14 protein-coding genes are annotated in these 16,365 nt (G+C 37.7%); 7 read left to right on the top strand and 7 right to left on the bottom strand.

From position 1 onward, the window contains the following. Window positions 1-43: 43 nt before the first annotated feature. The 3 genes from B3E00_RS10540 to B3E00_RS10530 form a co-directional block, all read right to left on the bottom strand. A complete protein-coding gene (locus tag B3E00_RS10540; protein WP_293938371.1) occupies window positions 44-799 on the bottom strand; it encodes a response regulator transcription factor in 756 nt (251 codons plus the stop codon). A 201-nt stretch (window positions 800-1,000) separates the two neighbouring features. Further along, entirely contained in the window at window positions 1,001-1,945 is a 945-nt protein-coding gene (locus B3E00_RS10535) for an aldo/keto reductase (protein WP_293938370.1), read from the bottom strand. A gap of 356 nt (window positions 1,946-2,301) precedes the next feature. Continuing rightward, window positions 2,302-3,357 carry an NAD(P)-dependent alcohol dehydrogenase gene (locus B3E00_RS10530; protein ID WP_293888142.1) on the bottom strand — a complete coding sequence of 352 codons (1,056 nt, stop codon included), beginning with the start codon at window positions 3,355-3,357 and terminating at the stop codon, window positions 2,302-2,304. Window positions 3,358-3,553: 196 nt separating this feature from the next. On the opposite strand from B3E00_RS10530, the gene B3E00_RS10525 reads away from it, so the two are divergent. Next, window positions 3,554-4,120, top strand: a complete 567-nt coding sequence (locus B3E00_RS10525) for a YceI family protein (protein ID WP_293884563.1) — start codon at window positions 3,554-3,556, stop codon at window positions 4,118-4,120. 219 nt (window positions 4,121-4,339) lie between these two features. Continuing rightward, on the top strand, window positions 4,340-4,924 hold the full coding sequence (locus B3E00_RS10520) for a hypothetical protein (RefSeq protein ID WP_209579187.1): 585 nt from the start codon (window positions 4,340-4,342) through the stop codon (window positions 4,922-4,924). Between the two features lie 50 nt (window positions 4,925-4,974). On the opposite strand, the gene B3E00_RS10515 is transcribed toward B3E00_RS10520, so the two are convergent. Both B3E00_RS10515 and B3E00_RS10510 read right to left on the bottom strand, forming a co-directional pair. After that, window positions 4,975-6,156 carry a metallophosphoesterase gene (locus tag B3E00_RS10515; RefSeq protein WP_293884562.1) on the bottom strand — a complete coding sequence of 394 codons (1,182 nt, stop codon included), beginning with the start codon at window positions 6,154-6,156 and terminating at the stop codon, window positions 4,975-4,977. A gap of 194 nt (window positions 6,157-6,350) precedes the next feature. Then, window positions 6,351-7,553 carry an aminotransferase class I/II-fold pyridoxal phosphate-dependent enzyme gene (locus tag B3E00_RS10510; protein WP_293884561.1) on the bottom strand — a complete coding sequence of 401 codons (1,203 nt, stop codon included), beginning with the start codon at window positions 7,551-7,553 and terminating at the stop codon, window positions 6,351-6,353. Window positions 7,554-7,697: 144 nt separating this feature from the next. Here B3E00_RS10510 and B3E00_RS10505 point away from each other — a divergent pair, with 144 nt between their 5' ends. Next, complete coding sequence (locus tag B3E00_RS10505) at window positions 7,698-8,156, top strand: Lrp/AsnC family transcriptional regulator (RefSeq protein ID WP_293884560.1); 459 nt, start codon at window positions 7,698-7,700, stop codon at window positions 8,154-8,156. Window positions 8,157-8,160: 4 nt separating this feature from the next. Here the strand turns inward: B3E00_RS10505 and B3E00_RS10500 are convergent, their stop codons facing one another. Then, window positions 8,161-9,183, bottom strand: coding sequence for a bestrophin family protein (locus B3E00_RS10500; RefSeq protein WP_209579183.1), 1,023 nt, complete (start codon window positions 9,181-9,183; stop codon window positions 8,161-8,163). Between the two features lie 249 nt (window positions 9,184-9,432). On the opposite strand from B3E00_RS10500, the gene B3E00_RS10495 reads away from it, so the two are divergent. The 4 genes from B3E00_RS10495 to B3E00_RS10480 all read left to right on the top strand — a co-directional run bounded on the left by B3E00_RS10495 (window position 9,433) and on the right by B3E00_RS10480 (window position 14,468). Next, complete coding sequence (locus B3E00_RS10495; protein ID WP_293938369.1) at window positions 9,433-11,835, top strand: outer membrane beta-barrel protein; 2,403 nt, start codon at window positions 9,433-9,435, stop codon at window positions 11,833-11,835. A 61-nt stretch (window positions 11,836-11,896) separates the two neighbouring features. Further along, the gene (locus B3E00_RS10490) at window positions 11,897-13,072 is read left to right on the top strand and encodes a sensor histidine kinase (protein ID WP_293884558.1); all 1,176 of its coding nucleotides are present in this window, start codon (window positions 11,897-11,899) and stop codon (window positions 13,070-13,072) included. Next, the gene (locus tag B3E00_RS10485; RefSeq protein ID WP_293884557.1) at window positions 13,065-13,775 is read left to right on the top strand and encodes a LytR/AlgR family response regulator transcription factor; all 711 of its coding nucleotides are present in this window, start codon (window positions 13,065-13,067) and stop codon (window positions 13,773-13,775) included. Before B3E00_RS10490 ends, B3E00_RS10485 begins: the two co-directional genes overlap by 8 nt. 150 nt (window positions 13,776-13,925) lie before the next feature. After that, on the top strand, window positions 13,926-14,468 hold the full coding sequence (locus B3E00_RS10480) for a hypothetical protein (RefSeq protein ID WP_293884556.1): 543 nt from the start codon (window positions 13,926-13,928) through the stop codon (window positions 14,466-14,468). A gap of 29 nt (window positions 14,469-14,497) precedes the next feature. Here the strand turns inward: B3E00_RS10480 and B3E00_RS10475 are convergent, their stop codons facing one another. After that, window positions 14,498-16,186 carry a GMC oxidoreductase gene (locus B3E00_RS10475; protein WP_293938368.1) on the bottom strand — a complete coding sequence of 563 codons (1,689 nt, stop codon included), beginning with the start codon at window positions 16,184-16,186 and terminating at the stop codon, window positions 14,498-14,500. Between the last annotated feature and the right edge of the window lie 179 nt (window positions 16,187-16,365).

Here is a 16,365-nt window from a genome sequence, read left to right as displayed (position 1 = left end):
ATTTGAGACAGCTTCTTTTTGGAGATCACAACTCCATTCATCATCACAATAACCGATTGTTCAGTGCAATGATGAGTGCCTCATTCATATTACTTACTCCTAGCTTTTCAAACAATTTCCGCCGGTGAAATTTCACCGTGTCGATGGAAACGAAAATTCGTTCGGATGTTTCATGAATACTAAGTCCACGATGATAAAAGCGCAATATTTCTATTTCGCGCGCTGTGAGATTTATCTTATTTCGGGATGTCCATTTTCCTGTTAACAGGTCTAGCTCCCATAATAAATCAGTATGAAGTTTCTCGATCACTACATTCCCTGAAGAAACATTGGTGGATAACGAAACAATACAAATGGCTTTCCATATTTTTCCCTCCTCTGTTAAAAAGACAGGCGTCAACTTATGATTAATCAAAAATGGTCTATTTGGAGCATTTTGTATTTGAAAATCATAAGATATAACGTATAATTTTCTCTCTTCAATGGGTATTTTTTCATAAAAGGCAAACCCCGCTTCGTTGATATTGATAAGCATCTGAAAATCATCAGCAGGAACATATTTCTCATAAAAAGCATATCCCATTTCCATTACTTCCATAGCGGTCAAACCAGCTAAAAAAAGAGGATTATCAGAAACGTATTCAAAGCCTTTACTTTGATAATCTATCAGGTAAATACTTTGGTAGGTGATCCGCGAAAAAGCTTTTACAAACTCAAGATAGTCATGGGTCTGTAAGATATCCTTTTCCGAAAGACGATCAAGGGCATTTTTTTTCGAAAATAGCGCATTAAAATCCATATTAAAATTGAAAATCCGAAGTTAAATAAAACTATAATCAGTTATAGTGTTTATTAAAACAAACTGCAATATTTTTGGTAAATAGCTACTTGGCTAATTTGTTGCAACCCCAGCAGTAAATAAAAAAATCTCCACGAAGGATGGAGATTTTAAAAATTACTTGGGAACCAAAGCGTTCTTAAAAGATAAAACCGAGAGTTATCATTTACTCACTTCATTCAACAATTGAATATCTTCTGTATCCAATTTAAGCGTTGGAGCAGCAAATAATGTTTCCAATTGGGTCGCACTTGTAGCACTTACGATTGGTGCTGTGATCAACGGTTTGGCCAATAACCAAGCTAATGCGACAGTAGCCTGCTGTACTCCATGTTTTTCAGCAATCGAGTCTAACGCTTTAAGGACAGCTTTTCCTTTATTGTCGAAATACTTCTTTATCCCACCGCCGCGAGTAGTATTGTCGAAGTCAGCTTCTGTTCGGTATTTACCAGTCAAAAAACCAGCCGCAAGTGACCAATAGGGAAATACACTTAAACCATACTTTTCGACCAATGGAGCGTAATCTGTTTCAAAACTTGATCTTTCAACGAGATTGTAATGTGGTTGCAAGGCCACATATTTTGGTAAACCATTCTTCTCGGCAGCATCAAAGCTTTCAATCAATCTTGTTGGCGACAAATTAGATGCTGCAATATATCGAACCTTACCCGCTTTAATTAGTTCATCATAGGCCGATAGTGTCTCTTCCACTGGTGTTAACTTATCATCAAAATGAGTGTAGTACAAATCAATATGATCTACTCCCAATCGTCTCAAAGAATCATCAGCAGATTTTAAAATATGTTTTTTTGAAATATCGTAACCATGCTCTTGAGTTTCTGAGCCAACTTTCGTAGCAATTACCATATCCTGTCGATTGCCACGGCTCTTCAACCATTTACCAATTATTTCCTCGGATTGCCCCCCTATGCCATTTACCCACCACGAATAGGTATCCGCCGTATCAATAAAATTAAATCCTGCGCCTACAAATTGGTCTAAAATCTCAAACGACTGTTGTTCGTTCAGCGTCCATCCAAAAACATTTCCACCGAAATTTAGTGGTGCTATCTGCAAATCTGTGTGTTGTATTTCTATCTTTTTCATTCAATTTATTTATTGTTCCATTTATTAAAAAAACTGGATCACACCGCTGTGTAGAAATTAAAGTTACATTATTAGAAGCGCGCTCGCGCAAAAACCTGTCACATAAAATTGTCATAAAACGAATTCGGAAAACATAGCACTGGCGTACACAAAACAATCTTCCAATGCAATATAAGGAGCATAATTCCGGAAGAAGAATTTAAGAATTCTCTGTTTTAAGAACTAATAAAACAACGAAGCTCCAATTAGGCATCTGGGGCAATACTCTAGCGGAAAACGAACATTCGCCGGTGGAGGAGTAACGAATGATGGGTAGAAAAAAGGGTCACTCTAATGAGAGTCGACCCTTATATATCTTACTTTTCGATAGATGACATGTCTATTACAAATCGATATTTAACATCACTGTCCAATACCCTTTGGTAAGCCTCATTGACATAGTCAATATCGATCATTTCTGTCTCGGGCAGAATATTATGCTCTGCACAAAAATCGAGCATATCCTGAGTTTCTTGTATTCCGCCAATACTGGACGCCGTTAGGACCTTATTGCCCCCCATAATGGACCGGCCATTAATCTCCATAGGAGCAGCAGGAATTCCAACACAAATGTAAACCCCTTTGGTTTTCAGCAGGGCCAAATAGAGGTTGTAATCGTGAGGAGCCGATACTGTATCAATAATGAAATCAAAATACGACGAAAACTCGTTGATCTCATTGGCCTCGTGCGTATTTAAAAACTTATGCGCGCCAAGCAAAGCCGCATCGTCTTTTTTACGTGGCGAATGACTAATCATGGTAACTTCTGCCCCCATCGCTACCGCAATCTTGACAGCCATATGCCCTAATCCACCTAGTCCCAATACACCAACTTTATGGCCTTTGCTGACATTCCATCTTTTTAATGGAGAATATGTTGTAATCCCGGCGCAAAGCAATGGGGCAACTTTTTTAATATCCAACGATTCTGGCACATGAAGCACGAAATTTGCGTCCGCTACAATATTATTGCTGTAACCACCAAATGTATAGCTGTGATCATGCATTACATCTTTGCTATTATAGGTCCAGACGGTCTTCTTTTCTGAGCAAAATTGTTGTTGATCTGCTTTACAGTTTTCGCAAGTACCGCACGAGGCAACCATGCAGCCTACACCGGCGAGATCACCTTTTTTAAATTTAGTTACCTCAGCACCAACCGCACTAATGCGGCCGACAATCTCATGCCCTGGTACAATCGGGTAGTGTGTACCGCCCCATTCATCATGCACTTGATGAATATCTGAATGACAGATTCCACTATACAAGATATCTATTAATACATCGTTCGCACCCAGCTCCCTTCTTTCAAATTCCCAGTATTCAAGTGGAGAAGTACTGTCTTTTGCCGCATAACCTTTCGATTTAATCATATCATCTTTTTTTATAGACCACATTTGGATACGAAAATGATTTCGATCCTCATTTAACTGGTGTAAAGTTAATAGGTCATGCTGATGAATGAAGAAGCCGAATTGGAATATTGACATTCGACAAACAAAAAAGTAAGTTTCAACATATACATTAAGCAAAAGACCGTGTATATTTGAGTACATATAAATCATTTCAATGAAAAGAATCAATTTAACGCTGGCTGTTCTTTGCTTTACATCTATGGCTTTTGCCCAAAAAATCGATTACAAGGTGAATACCCAATCTTCGAAGATCAAATGGAGCGCCAAAAAAGTCGTCGGTGGACATGTAGGAATTATAAATCTACAAGAAGGCAGCATACAAACCGATAAAGGAAAAATCATAGCCGGTAACTTTACAATAGATATGAATTCCATGGCGTGTACTGATGCTCCCAAATTGACGGGACATTTAAAAAATGAAGATTTCTTTAATGTCCCGAGCTATCCCACCGCGAAATTTGTCATCAGTAAAGTTGACAATAGCAAAGCAAACCCAATCATAACAGGTAATCTTACGATCAAGAATAAAACAAAATCAATATCATTTCCGGCAAAAGTCACCACGACGGTAGATGGTCTAGCCGCAGAAGCTGTCGGCGTAAAAGTAAATCGTTTGGATTTTGATATACAGTATCGTTCTGCGAGTTTCTTCTCCGATTTAGGCAACCGAGCAATAGACGACGAGTTCACATTGGATATACAGATTAAAGGAACAAAATAGCTGTTGCAGCGTAGCGGCTCAATAAAATGCCCTTAATAAGACTGTTTCTAGTCTCCAAATACACTGAAATTCGATCGTTAATATTTTTTAAACGTATGAAACGTGGATTCTGTTAAATTAGATTTGTTTCAAATTACACTTAACGTCCTTGAAAATTAACGAAAGTGAAGTTTTAGATTTATCTTTAAAATTCCTAAAGATAAATTATACAAAGTATTTATGGAGAAAATAAAAACTTTTCAACAGCACGAGCTTAATAGAATTAGAAAACATTGGAGTAATAGTGGCCTTGCATTTGAGAAGTTAGGAAGATCTTCTAATATATCGGATTACTCCGACCGGGAGATCAATGAGATGCTGCTAGGGATATATAAAGACAGTAAACATCTGATGGTTGATGAAGGATATTTTATTGATGTTTCAAAGGTACAAAAAGCCAGCTGCACTTTAGTGGATGTCTCCTACGCTAGACGCATTAAACCAGATCCAAAAAGTGCCCTCAAACTTCAGGACATCCGTAATTTTTATATTGAAGATTATTTTGTCGAAACAACAGAAATATTTTCTGATCAACATAAACACAAAATAACCGGTTATTTGAAAAAAATCGGTGGTATCAGCTTGGGGAAAGGTCAATACAATAAATTGTATTCTATTCCGAATGATTTTAAAACCTTTTTCGGTAACGCGCCCGCAGATTTATTCTACCCCATACAACGGTATATAAATGGGTTATTCTTTGACGACGATTATCGAATGTCAGATTTTGAGGTCGTCAGTAATATTTCCATTAGTAAGATATGAGCCTATTAGAACGCATATCTTACTAGCGTTTTTTTGACTATCTATTGCGTCTAATCGCTTTTTCTCAAGGTAACAACAGTGATTTCAGGCCATACCCCTATTCGACCTCTCAAACCGTGAAAACCAAATCCACGATTGACATAGAGATATTTCCCGTGCTTTTGATACAGCCCCGCCCACTGTTTGTAGAAATATTGAATTGGACTCCATTTAAATCCAAACAATTCGATCCCAAACTGCATACCATGTGTATGCCCAGCGAGGGTTAAATGGACATGTTGATCGTGAGCCAAGGTAACATGATCCCAATGGGAAGGATCATGAGACATCAAAATTTTGAAAGTATCCTTATTCAATCCAATAGTAGCCTTAGCAAGATCGCCGTACTGATGAAATCCACCTTTACCCCAATTTTCAACGCCAATGAGAGAAATACGATCTCCTTGCTTTTCAATTGCTATTGATTCATTCAGTAATAATTTAAATCCCATTTCATGGTGAATTTCCTTAAGTCTATTCAGGTTTGAAATTTTTGACTCGACACTATCCCATTGCACATAATCCCCATAATCGTGATTTCCAAGAACTGAAAACTTGCCGAAAGGAGCTTGCAATCGATTAAATTCTGAAACCCATGGCTCCATTTCAGAAGCCCTATTATTGACCAAATCGCCAGTAAACAATACAAGATCACTGTTCTGAGCATTCGCTAACTCAATACCTTTACGCACTCTTTTCATATCGGATAAACTCCCGGAATGGATATCTGATAGTTGCGTAATTTTAAAGCCGTTAAACGCCTCCGGGAGATCTGGAAAACTCACAATTTCTTCTCGTACTCTATAAAAATAACGACCTCTCGTTAGCCCGAAAAAAATAATCAGTAGCATGAGCACCGCACAGAGTAGGACGATCTCGCTCAAAAGAACACTACGCGGCGGATAAGAGCGGAAAATACGCGTAAGATCTTCGAGGAGCAAAAATGGAATAGCGATCAATTTAGGTATAAAAACAATCAAAAATGCCGTAATCAAACTGGTCGCTGACCGCTGGATTTCATAACCTGCCTTCCGCAAGAAAAATAGAGCGAAAACTCCAAGAAGCAACAATAAATCCAGACACCAATATATGCTGTGAAAAACTGAACTTTTAGCAACGGTAATGAAAGCCTGAAAAAAATAGAAATCCCCTACGATGAATAGGAATAAAATGAATAGAAGTCTTTTTGCCATATTGTACGAAATACATATGTTGAACCGCTAATGATATGCCAAAAGATATATCGTTGCACCTCTAGCAGCTTACGCTCGAAATACTGATGTGCTCGTGACAATTGATTCTATTTCAACCCCATTTGATAGCGAAATTTCCTTCCATGCATTCAAAACATGACATAATGTCTTAAAGTTTTTCTAAGTGATGATCATTACAATATGCCAACTTTTTGCATACATGCCCTCATTTTCCTATAAGTCCGCTCAATATCGTCATCTAAACCAATCGAGAATCTGATCAATCCATCTGAAATCCCCATCGTTAAACGTTCCTGCTCAGGGATTTCAGATGAGGTCGAACTACCCGAGCAGGAAAATAGTGTCTTGTAAAAACCTAAACTCACAGCAAGATATCCTAAATTCTCAGCCTGCATCAACTCCATCAGCTCATTAGCTCTCTCAGTCGTTTCCACGTCCACCGTCATTAAACCACCAAATCCATACGCCTCATGCATCATGCTCTTCATTAACTCATGATTGGGGTGAGAATTCAGTCCAGGGTAAGAAATCTTCAATCCATCTTGCTCAAACCGCTCGGCTAAATAGAGGGCGTTATAGCTATGTTGTTTCATCCGTATATGAAGTGTGCGCAAATTCTTCAGTATACTCGCCGAGCGTAGGCTGTCCATTGTTGGTCCCATCAACATGCAAGCTCCGCTATTCACGTTTTTGGTTTCGTCGATAAATTCCTGACTTGCACAATACACACCACCAACGCTATCGCTGCTACCGTTGATAAACTTTGTTAAGCTATGAATGACAATATCAGCGCCCAACCGTATAGGTGAAATTGACAAAGGAGAAAAGGTGTTGTCAACAATCAATTTTAGCTTATACTTTTTACAGAGAGTCGATAACCTCCTCAGATCCGCCACACGCAACAACGGATTGCTCACACTTTCACAGTACAAAATTTTTGTATTGGGTCTTATCGAATTTTCTAATGCTTCGAAATCATCAATATCCAAAAATGTCGTCTCAATTTGGAAAGGTGGGAGAAAATTTTTAAGGAAAGCATACGTTCCCCCATAGATCGTCCTGCTTGAAATAATATGGTCGCCACTTTTACAGAGCTGTAAGAGAACCGTAGTTATGGCCCCCATCCCAGAAGATGTTACATTAGCTGCAGCGGTATTTTCCATTTTTGCCAATGCCTGCGCTAAGTATAAATTCATTGGAGATGAATGTCTCGAATAAAGATAACATCCTTCCCCATTTCCTTCGAACGTATCAAACATCGTTTTAGCCGAAAGAAATGTATAAGTAGAACTGTCCGATATCGACGGATTCACACCTCCAAACTCACCAAAATATTGCAAATCTTGAATTTCATTTGCAGCGTTAAAATCTTCCATGTTTTTATCTTTAAAATTGGGGAATTTTAAATTAGATTACAATAAATTATAGCTATATTAGAGTATAAATCTATCATATAAAGGATCGTTAGTGAAAAAATCTATTTGATTTAAAAAAAGAATCATTAAACCAAAAATAAATCTATGCATTTCGATGAAATTGACCGAAAACTACTGCTCCTCCTACAACAAGACGCAAAACAAACAACCAAAGAGCTTTCCCACAAACTTAACTTATCAGCAACAGCAGTCTACGAACGTGTACGTAAACTCGAAAATACGGGAATTATTAAAGGATATGTTGCAGTACTTGATAAACGCAAAATAGACAAAGATTTCTTGGTATTATGTCACGTTAAATTAGTGCAACATAAAAAAGAATTTATCTTACATTTTGAAAAAGAGGTTATGAACCTTCAGGAAGTAACAGAATGCTTTCATGTGAGTGGAGATTTCGACTATATATTAAAAATATGTGTGCAGGATATGGCAGACTATCGTAATTTTATGTTAACGAAATTGACCAGTCTAAAACATATCGCAAGCACGCATAGCTCATTTATGATCGCCGAAGTCAAAAATACCATAGCTATAATGCTGTAGAAACCTAAACTAAAACTCCATTTTTTGAAGCAATTGGCTCTGGAATATCTTCGTCTCCTATGATCTGCAACATATCAATCTCAATGGTTCTACAGATCGATAGCATCGGTATATCAAACATCAGTCCTCCAAAAGGATTTTCGGTATAGTCACCCACCAGTTCCATCACAATATAAATCCATCCTATGACCACACAAAAAGGAATACTCGTCCATATACCCCAATCTCCCAATTTCGCAAATTCATTCACTAAACCCAATGGAAGCAGAATGATAAGAATAACATTGAACACAAATGCTGTACTCGCAAACTGCCGCGGCGAAGGAAATTTTTTGATTCTCTCTGCCTGCCCCTGATAATCATAAAATTGGTTTAAACAGTTCTGTAATTGAGTTTGATTGAAATCAGAGATGACCTTATCATTTTTCAAGGCATTTACTTCCCTAGCTTGTTGGGAAATCAAATATGTCGCAAAGTTTTTGTATTGACGCTGTGCATTGAATTCCGCAGTAGAAAGATATTTATTCAAAAAAATAGATGTCCTACTGTAATCAGGAAAACCAGCCTTTATAAGTCTGTTTCTTTTAACATTCATAGAACCAATATATTTTTTCAAACTAATGTGCTCCCATTCCGTTGGGACCAACAATTGCTCCCTCAACGTATACAGCCAGGCAATATGACGGTAAGCAATCCTTTTTCTCCGTTCTACTAAATCGGTAGAATCACCATTTTCGGTGTTAAAGGCATATAACATAGCTGTAAATGACCGGCTAGAATTAACAATTGAACCCCAAATTTTTCGGGCTTCCCAAAGTCGATCATAGGCCTGATTGTTTTTAAAACCAACGTAGAATGCTTCAGCCGTCCCGATCAATGCCAAGGGAACCCACGGAATTATCATCCACTGCCAGTTAAAAAAATAATAGATAACCGCCACGAGTGAGCACCAAAGTGTAAGCCATATCAAATGTGCCCCTGCTAAATTGAATATTTGCCTATAGTTGAAATATTTGGTTGTGATCATAAAGAATGGATATCTTTCATTATTAAAAAACGCTGTGAAAGTACACTTAATTTATAACTGTTCAATACACCAATTTGTTTTCGAGGCAATTATTTCTAAAGCTTTGCCATATTATTAAAACTAAAGCTTTAGATTTCAAAATAGCTTATCATTAAATTTACTCCTTTCGTCCCGAAAAAACCAATATATATCCCAAAAAATTGAATAAAAACATCGTTGAATATAGCTTTGGGTAATTATTCGAAACTTATGAACAAATTAATAGTAGTAACTCTTATCACATTTTTCACTAACAGTTTGCTATTCGCTCAAAGCACAGTCATCGGAAAGGTCTCCGATCAATCTGGAAATCCAGTCCCCTACGCGACCGTTTCATTTAAGCCATTACATGCAATGAAAGATACATCAATAGAGAAAATAGCCGATGAGTATGGAAACTTTCAGTTATTCATCAACGAAAAAGGAACATACCTCGCTTCAGTTCATATTGAAAAAATACTCAAAATGCAGCAAAAAATCGATATTAAGGAATCGAATGAAACCATGGCATTTGTAGTTCCCAAATCACGCTTAACCAACCTCGTGCTAGATGAAGTAACGGTAAACCATCGCAGACCGATCATACAGCGAAAAATCGACCGTCTCATCATGAATGTGGGGCAAACAGCCAATGCTGTTGGAAAATCAGCATTAGATTTGCTTAAAATAGCACCAGGAGTGTTTGTTAATAACGGCCAAATTTCAATTAACGGGATAATGGGCACACGCATTCTTGTAGACGGAAAAAGTATTAATCTGGCAGGAAGCGATCTTAAGAATTACCTTCAGTCATTACGTTCCAGTGATATCCAAAGCATTGAAATCATGGCGCATCCCTCAGCGGAATTTGATGCAGAAGGCAGCGGTGGCATAATTAATATTATTTTGAAGAAAAACGATAAGCAAGGAATCAATGGCTATATCGGTAATGACTATGGACTAGGCCTCGGAAAATATGCCTCATACAATCCTTACACCGCTTTAAATTATCGAAAGGGCAAAATTGGTTTAACCGCAAGCTATGCTTACGCTCACGCTAAATCCTATGAAGAACTAAAACAACAGAGAAACTTTCCCAATAATGGTCTATACAGTCAAACAACAGACAATACACAAACAAACAATAATAGCCGAATAAGAACAGTTGTGACATATGATCGCTCGAAAAGGGAATCTTTCGGATTAGCCTACACGGGCCAATACAGTAATTTTACGGGGCCCTCCGCCGCCCGTGCGACAGTGCGCTACGAAGATCCAGCTAAAAATATCATTTCGTCGGGCAGTTTTCCTTCCGAATCGAAATCCAATTATCAAAACCTTGGATTCAATTATGCTCGGGAAACAGACAGTTTACACTCTAAAGTCACTATAATCGCCGATTATACGCATAATAAACGCACTGGAAATAGTATCAGCAACAGCACGGATTGGAATGCAACTGGTAGCGTGATTAGCGATACGTTGTTTAGATTAGATTATCCAAGTACAGCAAAAATATTTACGGGCGAAGCGAAATACAACTGGATAGTAAAAAACGGAAACAATTTATCTATTGGCTTAAAGTCTACAGCGACAGATATCATAAACACCAATAATTCTCAGGTCTTCGATCAACATTGGACACCAAGTCCAGCTCTCGATTTCGAATTCGCTTATAAAGAAAGAATTTATGCAACCTACGCAAATTACACGGGAAAATGGGCAAAAATTGATTATCAATTGGGACTTAGAGGCGAGAAATCCATCGTTCAGGGACGACTTTGGGGAGCACAGCAGGCAGATCTTTTACAACATTATTTTAATTGGTTTCCAAGCATCTTTCTGAAGAAAGATCTAAATATGGAAGGAAGCAACTACCTTACTTTTTCCTACAATCGAAGAATTAGACGTCCTTCATACTTTGATTTGAATCCATATAAATATTATATAGATAATTATTCCGTGCAAACAGGAAACCCCTATTTGAGACCACAATTTACAAATTCAATAGAAATTGGTGGGATGTGGAAGGAAAAGTACTATAGTGCATTAAATTATTCACAGACAAAAAACGCCATATCACAAATCATCCGCAACCAGGCACAAGAAGAGCTATTGACCGTCATTAAAGACAACGTCGGTACTCAAAAGGTATTGACCGCTACCATCAGTGTGCCGGTAAACTTCTTGTCCTTCTGGTCAAGTACGAATACCATTCTGTTCACACATACCCGCTCCACTTCTCCAAACTTTAATTTAAAAAAAGCCTCTTTCCTCGTACAGACGGAACAGGAAATTACATGTGGCAAAGGCTATAGTATTAATATAAATGCATTCTATACACCTCAAATGTTAATTGGAAATATTATAACTAAAGCCATAGGGTCGGTAGATTTAGGGATCCAAAAAAAGTTTATTAAAGATAAATTGGTGGCCAAGGCAAGCATCAGTGATATCTTTTATACGAATAACTATACAGCAACAAGTTATTTCAACGATACTAAAATTTGGATAAGTCACAAAGAACAATCACGGGTTTGCTCCATCTCCTTACTATATAATTTCAAAAAAGGCACGGCGTTTAAGGCGAAAAAAATGGAATCTAGTAATATGGAGGAAAACGGAAGATTATAAATGTTAACAATTTTTATCTTTGCAGCTCAACGAGCTACTAAATTAAAATAAATAAGGGTCAATGAAAAAGTATAAGCTTGCCAAATTTATCGCTCAGGTAGATCCCTTCGTTAAAACAAAGAATATTGAAACATTTTATACGCCGAGTGTTCGAATCATGTTACATTTTGGTATGTGGTTCATATTTACGGTGCTCCTGTTCTGCAACTACTACTATGTGTTAGCAATTCCGCCAAATCAATCCTTATTTTTATCGATCCGCGTCCTGATTTCATCACTTGTTGTATTTTATCTCTTTTTTTATTGGATCATACCCTATGCGCGAAATTCAAAATTATGGATATTACCGTTTGTAGCATCGCCGGTATGTATTTTTATTTGGTTATTTATTAATAATCTTTTTTATGTACTAGCCTACAAATATGGTTATGACCTATCTAATTTATACCCATTAATGGGCAAAGAAAAAAACTTCATTCCGAATCTTTGGTCAGTTTTCAGTTTCAAGGTGATTGCATTAAATGCATTATCTGCTATCTATTCGATGTCTCCTTTTTTCTTTACCAAAATATTAATTGATATGAGAAGAATAAACAAAGACAGGATGCGAATTCAAGAGCAGAAGTTAAAGTTGTCACTGGAAAACATCCAAGTAGAAAAGGACTTTCTGAAAGCTCAACTTAATCCACATTTTCTATTCAATACGCTTAATAATCTCTATCGTTTGACCATGAAAAAAGATCCAACAGCGCCGGAGGTTGTTTTAAATTTATCCGAAATAATGGGATACACGTTATATGACTCGGATACAGAATATGTCTCCTTAAGCAAAGAGCTCGATTTTATTGAGAATTACTTCTCACTGGAAAAAATGCGGCATCCGCAAAACTATAAAATTGTATTGAAAATCGAAGGCCGACAGCATGCTGCTTGCCTAACAATTGCGCCATTATTGACATTTAATCTAATCGAAAACGCCTTTAAATACGGACTTAAAAATGAAGAGGACTCATTTGTCCAACTTTTTATTAGCATTACCAAAGATCAATTTATTTTTGAAATTAAAAATGACTATGATAATTTAGATAGAACAAAAATAGCTCCGTCTAAAGGTATCGGTATTAAAAATTTAAGAAAACGCCTCCATCTCATTTATCCGACAAAGAGCGATCTCCAAATCACAGATACTGGCGGTGAATTTAAAGTTGTATTAAATATCACATTACAGCATGATTGAAAAGTATAGCTGCATCGTCATTGATGACGAGCCTTTAGGAATTGAACTCATTACGGATTTCGTCAATCAAATACCCTTTCTGGAACTGAGAAAAACATTCGGAAAGCCAGTCGAGGCCATGAGCTTCTTGCAAGATAATCCCATTGATTTGGTGTTTAGTGATATTGAAATGCCCAAGTTGACGGGCTTAGACCTATTGGAAACCCTAGCGCAGCAACCCATCTTTATTTTTATCACAGCACATCGGCATTTTGCCATTGACGGATTTGAAAAAGGAGCGGCGGATTACCTCATTAAGCCGGTTCGTTTCGATCGGTTTTTAAAGGCTGTAAATAGAGTAAAGGAACAACTAGATACGCTTAAAAAGCTAAAAAATAGTCCCGTAAAAACAGATCGAATTTTCATAAAAAGTGAAAGTAAGTTTATCAGATTAATGCTAAAGGATATTGTTTATATCGAGGCTCAGGGCAATTACCTGACCATTGTCACGCTTAATGGTACGAACCAGACATTATCCACCTTGAAAGCCATGGAAGAAATTTTACACAATTCCAGTTTCTTTCGAATTCACAGAGCATTCATTGTCAATACAGATTATATTCAGTCGCTAAATGGAAATATCGTTCAGCTTTCGAATGGAAAAATTATTCCTATCGCCAGCAATAAAAAAGACCTATTATATTCACTTTTGGGGCTAAATTAAATAATAGAATACAATCCCATTATCTATCTGAATCTCCATAGGTGAACGTCTAGTGGATTTTAAAAAAAAGATATAGTATACTATTGTATATTTTTATCCGTTTAATTATTTTAATTGCATTGAAATATAAAACTTCAAATACACAACAAGATGATGATAAAAATAAAAGGCTTCGCATTAAACATGATTCCTCTACTGCTTGCGACAACTGCTTTTGCCCAAAACAAAGTGGATCTACGGACCATGTTAAATAAAAATCGAGAATTTATATTTCCGCAGACAGTGGATAAAATTGCTACGGCGTTGGATGTCAAAACGGAGTTTTATGAAGATGCCAATGAGGAAAAGTATGCAAAATGGATCACTAAATCTGGTTTAGAACTGTATAGCAATTACGGCGATGACAAAACTGTTAATGAACTTTTTTTTGATATTCCTGAAGATAAGTTTTTGGTTGTCGAGGGGCTACCTTTCGATCTAGCAATGAACAAAACAACCCTCCAGGATGCACTCTCAAAATTCAGTCGTCACGAAGTCAAACAGAAGATGCTTGATGATGGAAGCGCTTACCCTGGCGGTACTAGCCTGACCATGAAAACGGGAACGCATTTTACAACGCTAATCTTTGATAACAAAAATCTTTTAAAGTTTATGAGTTTAACCACTTCACTAATTGACCCCGCAGTCAATTAAGCTAACGGGGGCGGTAGAATTTGAAAAGATTAAAGATTTCCTTTTTTTAGCTCATTGACGGCAAAATCTACCGCCCTTGCGGTAAATGCCATATACGTTAGTGATGGATTCACACATGATGAAGAAGTCATAAATGCCCCATCTGTCACAAAAACATTTTTTGCATCCCATACTTGATTAAATTTGTTCAATACGGATGTTTTTGGATCATTGCCCATTCGTGCTGTTCCCATTTCGTGAATTCCCTGCCCCATACTGAACCCATTATCGTAGGTCTTTACATCTTTGACACCAATTGATGTTAACATTTCCACCATTTCATTACTGGCATCGCGTCTTATCTTCCGCTCGTTCTCCTTGATCGCTGCATCTATTGCTAATACAGGAAGTCCCCATTTATCGCGAATAGACGAATCCAATACGACTCTATTATCGTGGTATGGCAGTATTTCCCCGAAAGCAGTGAATCCAATTTTCCAGCCGCCAGGCTCAGTAATAGCATCTTTCCAGGCCCCGCCCACGCTCATATTGTCCACCTCACCCGTCCATTGTGGCCTTGAAGCACCGCCCTGATAACCAAAACCACGAACATAATCTCTCTTCGTACGATCTCCGGGAACATTAACGAATCGGGGAACATATAATCCATTAGCCCTTCGTCCAAAAATATATTTGTCTTCAAATCCCTCTACGCTTCCGCCAGCACCACTATTTAACATGTGATCCATTAAATTATGCCCCAGCTCCCCACTGCTACTTCCGAGACCATGTTCCCATATATTAGTAGCGGAATTCATTAATAACCAGGTGGAATTTAAAGTCGACGCACATACAAAAACAATTTTGGCAAAATATTCATACGTCTGATTCGTTTCCGCATCAACTATTTCAACTCCTTTAGCTCGCTGCGTATCAGGGTCATAAATAATATTCTTTACGATGGCAAATGGACGTAACGTTAATTTCCCTGTTTTCATCGCAGCAGGTAATGTTGCAGATTGTGTGCTAAAATAAGCGCCAAAATTACAGCCAAGCCAGCATTTATTTTGGTATTGGCAATTAATGCGGTTATGATGCGGAACTGTTATGTTGGCGACCCTACCAATTATAAAATGCCGTTTGCCTTGGTAATGCAATTTCAGTCGTGCAGCAAGATCTTTTTCCACAACGTTCATATCCATCGGCGGCATAAAGTCACCGTCGGGCAGCACTGCTATTCCGTCTTTATTACCAGAGATGCCGGCAAATTTCTCTACGTAACTGTACCAGGGCGCTATTTCCCGATAACGTACAGGCCAATCTATACCGTAACCATCTTTGCTATTAGCTTCAAAATCAATATCCGACAAACGATAACTCTGCCGCCCCCACATAAGCGACCGCCCTCCAACCTGATAACCTCTGAACCAATTAAAGGGTTTTATTTCCTTATATGGACTTTCAGTTTCATTGGTCCAGAAATCAATATTTCCTTCGTTTATCCATTGATTTTTAATTCCAAATGGCAAATAGTGCTGCACAATATCCAATGGTACACGGCCACTATGTGGAAAATCCCATGGATCTTTGTTGGGGGATGGATAATCTTTAATATGTTCAATATTGCGTCCTCTTTCTAACATTATGGTTTTAAGGCCCCGCTCTGTTAGTTCCTTCGCTGCCCAGCCACCAGTGATTCCAGACCCGATGACAATAGCATCATATACATTATTAGCCATGTAGTTGTAGTTGGTTTAATTGGTTATTACTTGTTGGAAAACTCCCTTTTAAAAATGAGTTATTTTCCAACATAAAACATTGCAAAGTTTGTCGGTAAACTTACCCTGCACCGAGGGCTTATCCGCCCCACCACCAAAGTAGAATAGACTCCCTAAACAAGTTTAAGGTTTTTTTTTGA

This window comes from Sphingobacterium sp. UBA5996, from assembly GCF_002429765.1.
GTDB lineage: Bacteria > Bacteroidota > Bacteroidia > Sphingobacteriales > Sphingobacteriaceae > Sphingobacterium.
The sequence above is the reverse complement of the archived record's forward strand: the minus strand, read 5'-3'. Positions and strand labels throughout refer to the sequence as shown.